The organism is Candidatus Hydrogenedentota bacterium (assembly GCA_012523015.1).
In the GTDB taxonomy this organism is placed as follows: Bacteria; Hydrogenedentota; Hydrogenedentia; order Hydrogenedentales; family CAITNO01; genus JAAYBJ01.
Genome location: JAAYJI010000301.1, coordinates 1 through 2,842 on the forward strand (window position 1 = coordinate 1; position 2,842 = coordinate 2,842).

2 protein-coding genes and 1 tRNA gene are annotated in these 2,842 nt (G+C 47.5%); 1 reads left to right on the forward strand and 2 read right to left on the reverse strand.

Going from position 1 to position 2,842, the window contains the following annotated elements:
- Both GX117_13170 and GX117_13175 read right to left on the reverse strand, forming a co-directional pair.
- Positions 1–307: prepilin-type N-terminal cleavage/methylation domain-containing protein (locus GX117_13170; GenBank protein NLO34280.1), on the reverse strand; the 307-nt coding region annotated here is incomplete at its 3' end.
- Positions 308–980: 673 nt separating this feature from the next.
- Positions 981–1,059, reverse strand: a tRNA-Pro gene (locus GX117_13175).
- A 279-nt stretch (positions 1,060–1,338) separates the two neighbouring features.
- Between GX117_13175 and GX117_13180 the strand changes: the two genes are divergently transcribed.
- Entirely contained in the window at positions 1,339–2,679 is a 1,341-nt protein-coding gene (locus GX117_13180) for a Gfo/Idh/MocA family oxidoreductase (protein NLO34281.1), read from the forward strand.
- Positions 2,680–2,842: the final 163 nt, after the last annotated feature.

Sequence of the window (2,842 nt, forward strand, 5' to 3'; positions counted from 1 at the left end):
TCGGATACCAAGCGGACACCAAGGGAGCAGCCGCTATTTCAAGGGCGGGAGTATCACCGCCGATCGGCGGCAAATCGGGCCAGCCCACAGTGTTCCTGTTGGTTACCTGCAAGGGCGGGAAATAGTCTTTTTGCTCATCGGCATAAAGTTTAAAAATCGTTCCCCATTGTTTCAAATTGTTTTGGCAGGATTTGCGGCGTGCCGCTTCGCGGGCACGTGCCAATGCCGGTAACAGGATGGCTGCCAAAATTCCGATAATTGCGATGACTACTAGCAATTCAATCAGTGTAAAACCTTTTCGTTTCATAACATTATTCCTTTTCTACAAGTTAAGTCCTAAAACAAAAATGATTACAACTACCCACCACTGTCTATTCGACACATTCACCTCCTTTATTGATAGACAGTTCCTTCATATGCTGAACTACTGTGACTCTAGAATAACACAGAATACTTAAAAAGGCAAGCAAAATCTTTGCTCAAAACCGCAATTTGGAAAGGGGCAGGCAAAATCAGGGATAGGATAGGATCGTGATCGTGTGACTTTTTGACCCTTGATCTTGGTGATACCCCTTATTTTTTGTGGAGCGAGATGTCTAGGCATCCGACGAGATTGACAATTGATCGGTCTCGTCCTATTAAGAAACTAAGCTGTTGGCTCAATAGAATGAGTGCTGTTAAAGAACTGCTGTCCCTTATTGGGAGAAAATATTTTGACCTCTAGATTGTTCAGATCATTTGCCACGAGAATTGTTGCGTTCATCTTTGCTCTCGATCCGAGAGCAATTAAAATCGGAGGTGTACAATGCCAATAATAAAATTGCCACGTATTATTTTAGGAAAGATAGCTGCGTCTCTTATAAAGCACAGCGTATAAAAAAGATCCGTGGAAGACAGGGGAGTTTAGGAAGGAAAATCTTTGCCCGCGCCGGGGGAACAGAAATTATCCGGGCGACAAAAGAGAGGGAAAAGAAGAGGGATGGTCTGGGCGAAAGGATTCGAACCTTCGATCTCCTGCTCCCAAAGCAGGCGCGTTGAGCCGGGCTACGCTACGCCCCGACAGGATCCTCTGCAACACGGCGATTATATCAAATGTTCGGAGTGAACGACAAAGCAGTCTTAGCAGCAAAGTGCCGCGGATGAGCCTATAATCACGCTTTGTGAAAGCTGATTTCCTGTTTTGGATTCCTATTTTTTTAAATGCTCCTTGCTCAGATGCGCTTGTTTAGGGCAACCCGTGAATCTGATGTCCGTTAAAACATTGATCTTTCTTCTTTCCCTTTGTTAGGATTAAGAAATTGATTGACGATCCAACTATTTAACAGGAGAACAAGAACTATGGATTCACTCACAAGAAGATCTTTCATGAAGACTTCAGCCGTTGGCGCGGGTGCCGCTGCCTCCGTGTTGATTGGCACTTCAAAAACCTCATGGGCCGGTGCGAACGATCGTGTCCGAGTCGCGGTTGTCGGCATCAACGGCCGTGGCAGGAGCCACATCGGCGCGTTCACCCGCTTGAAAAATGTGGAAGTCGCTACCTTATGCGACGTGGACAAACGGCTTTTTGATCCGAGTGTCAAAGATTTTTTTTCGAAAGGCAATCTTCCCATCCCCAAAACAGAACAAGATATCCGCAAGGTTTTGGAAGACAAAGATATAGATGCTATCACCATCGCTATGCCGAATCACTGGCACTCTTTGGCGACCATTTGGGCATGTCAAGCAGGCAAAGACGTCTATGTTGAAAAACCGATGACCCACAATATTTTTGAAGGTCGGAAAGTGGTTGAAGCGGCGGCAAAATACCAACGAGTTGTTCAACACGGTACCCAACTGCGCAGTAATCCGGGATTCCAAGAAGGTATCCAAGAACTGAAGAACGGTCTTATCGGCGATGTATATATGGCCCGCTGTGTATGCTACAAATGGCGTCCGAGCATCGGCAAAGGACATCCCGGTCACGCTCCTGAAGGACTGGATTGGGATCTCTGGCAAGGCCCTGCACAAGAAGAACCCTTCATGGTCAACGACCAAGGCGAAGGAATTTATGTACATTATTACTGGCACTGGGTGTGGGCTTATGGTAACGGCGATATCGGCAACCAAGGCGTTCACCAACTCGACGCGGCCCGCTGGGGTCTTGGCGTCGATGTGCCTTATCGGGTAACGTCTATGGGCGGCATGTTTTTGTGGGATGACGCAAAAGAGATCTACAACGTGTCCTCCTCGTCCTTCATGTTTAAAGGTGACGATGACAAAGACAAGATCGTGACCCTTGAAGTTCGGCCGTGGTGCACCAATGATGAAGCGGGGGGCACCTCCTTCGGCGTGATCTTCTATGGTTCGGAAGGCTGGATGACCTTCCCCGGATACGGCAGCTATAAAGCCTATCAGGGCAAAGAGAACAAGCTGGTGAAAGAAGCCAGTGAAGGCAGCGACCGCTATCACTACCAGAACTTCATCGATTGTATCCGCAGCCGGGATTTGGGCGCGGTCAATGCGCCTCCTATTGAAGGCCATTACTCTTCAGCCCTGTCTCACTATGCATTGACCGGTGCACGGGTCAATCGAGTTCTCGAAATCGACACCGAAAACGAACAGGTTAAAAACGATGATGAGGCGAACGCCATGCTTACCCGCGTCTACCGTGAGCCTTTTGTAGTGACAGAAGAAGTCTAATTGAAACTGTAAATTAACGAACCCCGCGGCACGCATTCGCAGGTTCAAACTCGAATTGCAACCCCTTCCTGAAAAAAGACTTCGGCCGGAGTTCTGTAATTAAGTGTTTTCCTTGGTCTATTATTTAAATCTTGAACAGCCCTTTGTAACTGCTCTTCAGAAA

Bases quoted from the DNA above. Each gene is read 5' to 3' on its own strand.
- GX117_13180 (NLO34281.1), top strand. From the start codon at position 1,339: ATGGATTCACTCACAAGAAGATCTTTCATGAAGACTTCAGCCGTTGGC.